This is a genomic window from Falsiroseomonas sp. (assembly GCF_030695085.1).
In the GTDB taxonomy this organism is placed as follows: domain Bacteria; phylum Pseudomonadota; class Alphaproteobacteria; order Acetobacterales; family Acetobacteraceae; genus Falsiroseomonas.
In genome coordinates, this window is the sequence record NZ_JAUYTS010000032.1 from 1 (window position 1) to 6,381 (window position 6,381).

7 protein-coding genes, 1 tRNA gene and 2 pseudogenes are annotated in these 6,381 nt (G+C 66.2%); all 10 read left to right on the forward strand.

Annotated features, from left to right (window positions below; genetic code table 11):
• Positions 1–141 (forward strand): annotated as a pseudogene (tuf, locus tag Q8S40_RS03200) (elongation factor Tu); the annotation flags it as partial.
• Positions 142–229: 88 nt separating this feature from the next.
• On the forward strand, positions 230–676 hold the full coding sequence (locus Q8S40_RS03205; RefSeq protein WP_304811709.1) for an RDD family protein: 447 nt from the start codon (positions 230–232) through the stop codon (positions 674–676).
• A 69-nt stretch (positions 677–745) separates the two neighbouring features.
• Positions 746–822, forward strand: a tRNA-Trp gene (locus Q8S40_RS03210).
• Positions 823–929: 107 nt separating this feature from the next.
• Complete coding sequence (gene secE / locus Q8S40_RS03215; protein WP_304811711.1) at positions 930–1,127, forward strand: preprotein translocase subunit SecE; 198 nt, start codon at positions 930–932, stop codon at positions 1,125–1,127.
• An 8-nt stretch (positions 1,128–1,135) separates the two neighbouring features.
• On the forward strand, positions 1,136–1,672 hold the full coding sequence (gene nusG, locus Q8S40_RS03220; protein ID WP_304811712.1) for a transcription termination/antitermination protein NusG: 537 nt from the start codon (positions 1,136–1,138) through the stop codon (positions 1,670–1,672).
• A gap of 212 nt (positions 1,673–1,884) precedes the next feature.
• The gene (gene rplK, locus Q8S40_RS03225) at positions 1,885–2,319 is read left to right on the forward strand and encodes a 50S ribosomal protein L11 (RefSeq protein WP_304811714.1); all 435 of its coding nucleotides are present in this window, start codon (positions 1,885–1,887) and stop codon (positions 2,317–2,319) included.
• A 3-nt stretch (positions 2,320–2,322) separates the two neighbouring features.
• Positions 2,323–3,024 carry a 50S ribosomal protein L1 gene (gene rplA / locus Q8S40_RS03230; protein WP_305669258.1) on the forward strand — a complete coding sequence of 234 codons (702 nt, stop codon included), beginning with the start codon at positions 2,323–2,325 and terminating at the stop codon, positions 3,022–3,024.
• 310 nt (positions 3,025–3,334) lie between these two features.
• Positions 3,335–3,871 (forward strand): 50S ribosomal protein L10, encoded by a 537-nt coding sequence (gene rplJ, locus Q8S40_RS03235; RefSeq protein WP_304811719.1) that lies wholly within the window; start codon positions 3,335–3,337, stop codon positions 3,869–3,871.
• A gap of 99 nt (positions 3,872–3,970) precedes the next feature.
• Complete coding sequence (gene rplL, locus Q8S40_RS03240) at positions 3,971–4,348, forward strand: 50S ribosomal protein L7/L12 (RefSeq protein ID WP_305669259.1); 378 nt, start codon at positions 3,971–3,973, stop codon at positions 4,346–4,348.
• Between the two features lie 253 nt (positions 4,349–4,601).
• A pseudogene (locus tag Q8S40_RS03245) lies at positions 4,602–6,381 on the forward strand (DNA-directed RNA polymerase subunit beta); the annotation flags it as partial.

Consider the following 6,381-nt stretch of genomic DNA (forward strand, 5'->3'; position numbering starts at 1 on the left):
GAGATGGTGATGCCGGGCGACAACGTGACGATGGACGTGGAACTGATCGCGCCGATCGCGATGGATGAGGGCCTGCGCTTCGCGATCCGCGAAGGCGGCCGCACCGTCGGCGCCGGCGTCGTCGCCAAGATCGTCAAGTAACCGGGGCACCCGCTTCGGGCTGGGCGGGGTGGGGCGCTGCTGCGTCCCACCCCGTTCGTGTTTCAGGGGCGCGTTTCAGGGGGAGGCCATGATGCCGCAACAAGGCGTGGAACTGGCGAGCTTCGGACGGCGGCTGGCGGCGCAGCTCCTCGACCTGCTGTGGCTGATGCCGCTCTCGGTGCTGCTCGGCACCATCGGCGCGCTGGCCAATGGCGGGGAACTGTCGCTGGGCGGGGAGATGATGGCCAATGTCATCGGCACCCTGATCGTGCTGCTGTTCTGGCTGGAAAGGCAGGGCACGCCGGGAAAGCTGGTGCTCGGCCTGCGGATCGTGGACGCCGAGACCGGCCTGCCGCCGCGCTTCGGGGCGCTGGTGCTGCGCTACCTGGGCTACCTGATCTCGGCCCTGCCGCTGTGCCTCGGCTATTTCTGGATGCTGTGGGACCCGCGCAGGCAGACCTGGCACGACAAGATGGGCCGCACCCTGGTGGTGCAGTTGCCCCAGGGTTCCAGCCGAGCACCCAACGGGCTGTGAAAACTGCCATCCACGCATCTCGACAGCCCTCGCCGGCTGGGATAGAGGACGCCGCTCGCGTGGAGCCGTAGGGGCGTAGCTCAATTGGCTAGAGCGCCGGTCTCCAAAACCGGAGGTTGTGGGTTCGAGACCCTCCGCCCCTGCCAAGCGGCCGCGCGAGATCGTGGCCGAAGGCCCCTCCTCAAAGGGAGGGGCCTGCGACGCGCAGACTGGAAATACCTTCGTTCGTCGCCATCCGAAAAAGGGGCCCGTCTTGGCCAAGATCGATCCCGTCCAGTATGTCCGTGAGGTGCGGCAGGAAGTCAGCCGCGTCACCTGGCCGTCGCGCAAGGAGACGCTGATCACGACCGGCCTGGTGCTCGCGCTTTCGGCCCTTGCGGCGGTGTTCTTCCTGGTTGTCGACCAGATCATCGCCTTCGCGATGCGCTGGTTGTTCGGTGTGGGGGCCTGAGTCGGGTCATGGCGGACAAGAAGTGGTACGTGGTCCACGTTTATTCGGGCTTCGAAAAGAAGATCGCCCAGCAGCTGCGTGAGCAGGCGGCCCAGAAGGGCCTGGCCGATGCCTTCGAGGAAATCCTGGTGCCGGCCGAGGAGGTGGTGGAAGTCCGCCGCGGCCAGAAGACCAACCAGGAACGGAAATTCTTCCCCGGCTATGTGCTGGTGAAGATGGAAATGACCGACGACGCCTGGCACCTGGTGAAGAACACGCCAAAGGTGACCGGCTTCCTGGGCGAGAAGAACCGCCCGACCCCGATCCGGGAGAAGGAAGCGCAGGCCATGCTGCGCCAGGTCCAGGAAGGCGCCGACAAGCCGAAGCGCCCCTCCATCATCTTCGAAGTGGGCGAACAGGTGCGGGTGGCCGATGGCCCCTTCACCAGCTTCAACGGCACGATCGAGGAAGTGGACGAGGAACGCGGTCGCGTGAAGGTCAGCGTCTCCATCTTCGGCCGTTCGACGCCGGTGGAGCTGGAATACGGGCAGGTCGAGAAGGTCTAGCCAGCGACCACCTTCAGGAATTCGCAACGGGCCGGATGGGAACATCCGGCCCGTTTTGCGTTTGCCGCTGGACTCGCGGAGCCCCGGGGGCTATACGCCCGCCTCCGCTGACCGGCCCGGGGTTTTCCCGGGCCGTTTCGCGTGGATTGGAACGCGGGAGATCCTTCGGGGTCGCTTGAACCGCGGTCCTCAACAGAGGATGGATCGCACCAGTGGCGAAAAAGATTGTTGGCTACATCAAGCTGCAGGTTCCGGCGGGCAAGGCGAACCCGTCTCCGCCGATCGGCCCGGCGCTCGGTCAGCGCGGCCTGAACATCATGCAGTTCGTGAAGGAATTCAACGCGGCGACGCAGCAGATGGAGCCGGGCACCCCGACCCCCGTCGTCATCACCGCGTTCTCGGACCGCACCTTCTCCTTCATCACCAAGACCCCGCCGAACACCTACTTCCTGATGAAGGCCGCCAAGATCGAGAAGGGCAGCCTGACCCCCGGGAAGGGCGCCGTGGTCGGCCGCGTCAGCAAGACGCAGCTGCGCGAGATCGCCGCGGTGAAGATGAAGGACATGAACTGCACCGACATCGAGAGTGCGGTTCGCATGCTGGCCGGATCCGCCCGTTCAATGGGCATGACCGTGGTGGAGGGCTGAGCCATGGCAAAGCAGGGCAAGCGCCTCAAGGCGATCGTCTCCGGTCTCGACCAGGAGAAGAACTACGGCCTCGATGAAGCCATCAAGCTGGCCAAGGCCAATGCGAAGGCCAAGTTCGACGAGACCATCGAGATCACGATGAACCTCGGCATCGACCCGCGCCATGCCGACCAGATGGTCCGCGGCGTGGTCGGCCTGCCGAACGGCACTGGCAAGACCGTGCGCGTGGGCGTCTTCGCCCGCGGTGCGAAGGCCGAGGAAGCCCTGGCCGCCGGCGCCGATGTGGTGGGCGCGGAAGACCTCGCGGCGGCCGTGCAGGAAGGCAAGATCGAGTTCGATCGCTGCATCGCGACGCCGGACATGATGGCCCTCGTCGGGCGCCTGGGTAAGGTGCTCGGCCCGCGTGGCCTGATGCCGAACCCGCGCCTCGGCACCGTGACCATGGACGTCAAGGGCGCCGTGCAGGCGGCCAAGGCCGGCCAGGTGGAATTCCGCGCCGAGAAGGCCGGCATCGTTCATGCCGGCATCGGCAAGGCCAGCTTCGAGGCCGACAGCCTGCTGGCCAATGCCCGCGCCTTCATCGACGCGATCCAGAAGGCCCGCCCGACCGGCGCCAAGGGCACCTATGTGAAGAAGGTGGCATTGTCCTCCTCCATGGGCCCCGGGCTGAAGGTCGACCTGGCCTCGCTGTCCAGCGGCAGCTGACCGCTTTCCCGCCCCAGACGGGGCGGGCGTTATTCGGCACCTTGCGGGGTGCCGGGCAGGGCAGGGGCCTCGGTCCCTGTCCGAACCTGTCGGAGACCTCCTGTGGCCTCACTCCTTCCTGGGGGGCCTTGAAGCGGCGCAAGCCGCGCAGGTGAGAGATGGGGTGCCGAGAAGTTTTGCCGGTCAGGTGCTACGGCCCCCGACCCGGTTTGGCTTGGTAGGTCCCGTTCCAGCAGGCCTTTCGGGGTGGTTTCCACCCCGCGCTTGAACCGGCCTCAGCCCTTCCAAAAGGCCAAGGCCATTTACGGAGATGGACGTGGACCGTTCGGAAAAGCAGGCCTTCGTGCAGGCCCTGCAAGCGGTGTTCGCGGAGACGTCCTTCGTTCTCGTCAGCCAGAACAAGGGCTTGACGGTGGCGGATGCGACGACGCTGCGGGTGCGCATGCGGGAAGCCGGCGCGACCTACAAGGTCGCGAAGAACCGGCTGGCCGCGCTCGCCCTTGATGGTACCAGCTTCCAGGGCATCTCGCCGCTGCTGAAGGGACCGACCGCGCTTGCGTGGTCGCGGGACCCGGTGGCCGTGGCGAAGACCGCCGTGGATTTCGCCAAGGTGAACGACAAGTTCGTGATCCTTGGCGGGGCGCTCGGGACCCAGACGCTGGACGCCGACGGCGTCAAGGCGCTGGCCGCCCTGCCGTCGCTCGAGACCCTGCGCGCACAGCTTCTGGGCCTGATCCAGACGCCGGCGACGCGGATCGCGGGCATTCTGCAGGCACCGGGCTCTCAGCTCGCGCGGGTTTTTGCCGCGTACGCCAAGAAGGACGAGGCGGAGGCGGAGGCGGCCTAAAGGCCGCTTTCCCCAGCCTGACGATTCGGCCCGGCGGGAAGGGTTCCCGCCTGGGTCTTGCAAATACCAAGCCAAGCCAATATATCGAAGGATACACACATGGCCGACCTCGCAAATCTGGTTGAGCAGCTCTCCAGCCTGACCGTCCTGGAGGCCGCTGAGCTGTCCAAGATGCTGGAAGAGAAGTGGGGCGTTTCCGCTGCGGCTCCGGCCGCGGCAGCGGCGGCGCCGGCGGCTGCCGCAGCGGCAGCCCCGGTTGAGGAGAAGACGGAGTTCACCGTCACTCTGAAGGCCGCGGGCGACAAGAAGATCAACGTGATCAAGGAGATCCGCACCATCACCGGTCTTGGGCTGAAGGAAGCCAAGGATCTGGTCGAGGGCGCGCCGAAGGTTGTCAAGGAGTCGGCGACCAAGGACGAAGCTGCGAAGATCAAGAAGGTGCTGGAAGAGAACGGCGCCGTGGTCGAGATCAGCTGACCCAATTGCACGTCCAGCCCAGCCCGAACCGGTCGGGTTGGACGTGCAAAATCCCAGGGGCGGGCCTTCGGTCCGCTGCTGGGCGACATATCTACGGGAACGGGCGGAACTCCGAAGCCGGAGTCCCGCCCGCGCCCGCGTTTGACGATGAAACGCCGGGTGGTTGGGCCAGCAGGTCCGGGCAAGCGGCGCGAACTGGCGAAATTCCTCCGGGCGCGGTGCGCTGCTGGCAGGCACGGGAAGCGGGACAGGCATGAACGCTATCACGAAGTCGTTCACCGCGCGGAAGCGCATCCGGCGGTCTTTCGGGCGGTTGCCCGAAGTCGCCCCGATGCCAAACCTCATCGATGTGCAGCGCGCCTCCTACGAGGCGTTCCTGCAGATGGGCGTCGATCCGGATGTACGGCTCCATGCGGGGCTTCAGGAAGTCTTCAAGTCGGTCTTTCCGATCGACGATTTTGGCGGTCGCGGCCGGCTGGAGTTCGTCCAGTACGAGCTGGAGGAGCCGAAGTATGACGTCGAGGAATGCATCCAGCGCGGCCTGACCTTCGCCGCCCCGCTCAAGGTGCGCCTGCGCCTCATCGTCTGGGACGTGGACGAGGATACGGGTTCTCGTTCCGTGCGCGATATCAAGGAGCAGGACGTCTACATGGGCGACATGCCCCTGATGACGGACAACGGCACCTTCATCGTCAATGGCACCGAGCGCGTGATCGTCTCCCAGATGCACCGTTCGCCCGGCGTGTTCTTCGACCACGACAAGGGCAAGACGCATAGCAGCGGCAAGTACCTGTTCGCCGCGCGCGTCATCCCCTATCGCGGCTCCTGGCTGGATTTCGAATTCGACGCCAAGGACATCTGCTACGTCCGCATCGACCGCAAGCGCAAGCTGCCGGCGACCACGCTGCTCTATGCGCTGGATTCCGCCTGGACGCAGCAGCAGCGCGCGGAACGTGCCGCCGCCGGCCTGCCGCCGCTTGAGATCGGCGAAGTCCGCGGCATGGATGCCGAGGAAATCCTGAACGCCTTCTACGGCCAGGTTGTCTTCGCGCGCGGCCCCAAGGGCTGGTCGCGCCCCTTCGATCCGGACGCGTTCCGCGGCATCAAGCTGCAGGAGCCGCTGATCGACGCGCGCACCGGTGAGGTGGTGGCCGACAAGGACGTCAAGATGACGCCCCGCGCCGCCCGCAAGATCGCCGAAGGTGGCACGACGGAAGTGCTGGTCGGCCGCATGGACCTGCTCGGCCGCTTCGTCGCCGAAGACATGGTGAACATGGAGACCGGCGAGATCTGGGCCGAGGCCGGCGAGGAGCTGACCGAGCCGAAGCTGAACGCCATCGAGGAAGCCGGGCTGGACCGCCTGGCGACGCTGGCGATCGACCAGGGCGCGGGCCCGTGGATGCGCAACACGCTGGCCGTGGACAAGAACGGCAACCGCGAAGAAGCGCTGATGGACATCTACCGGGTGATGCGCCCGGGTGAGCCGCCGACCGCCGACACGGCGGAGACACTGTTCCGCGGCCTGTTCTTCGATAGCGAGCGCTACGACCTGTCCGCCGTTGGCCGGGTGAAGATGAACATGCGCCTCGGCTTCTCCGCCGAGGAAGTGCCGGACACGCAGCGCACGCTGCGCAAGGAAGACATCGTCGAGACGGTGCGCGTTCTGCTGCAGCTCAAGGACGGCAACGGCTCGATCGATGACATCGACAATCTCGGCAATCGCCGGGTGCGTTCGGTCGGCGAGCTGATGGAGAACCAGTACCGCGTCGGCCTGCTCCGCATGGAGCGCGCGATCAAGGAGCGCATGGGGTCGGTCGATATCGACACCGTCATGCCGCATGACCTGATCAACGCGAAGCCGGCCGCGGCCGCGGTGCGTGAATTCTTCGGCTCCTCGCAGCTGTCGCAGTTCATGGACCAGACCAACCCGCTGTCCGAAGTGACGCATAAGCGCCGCCTCTCGGCGCTTGGCCCGGGAGGCCTCACCCGTGAGCGCGCCGGCTTCGAGGTGCGCGACGTGCACCCGACGCATT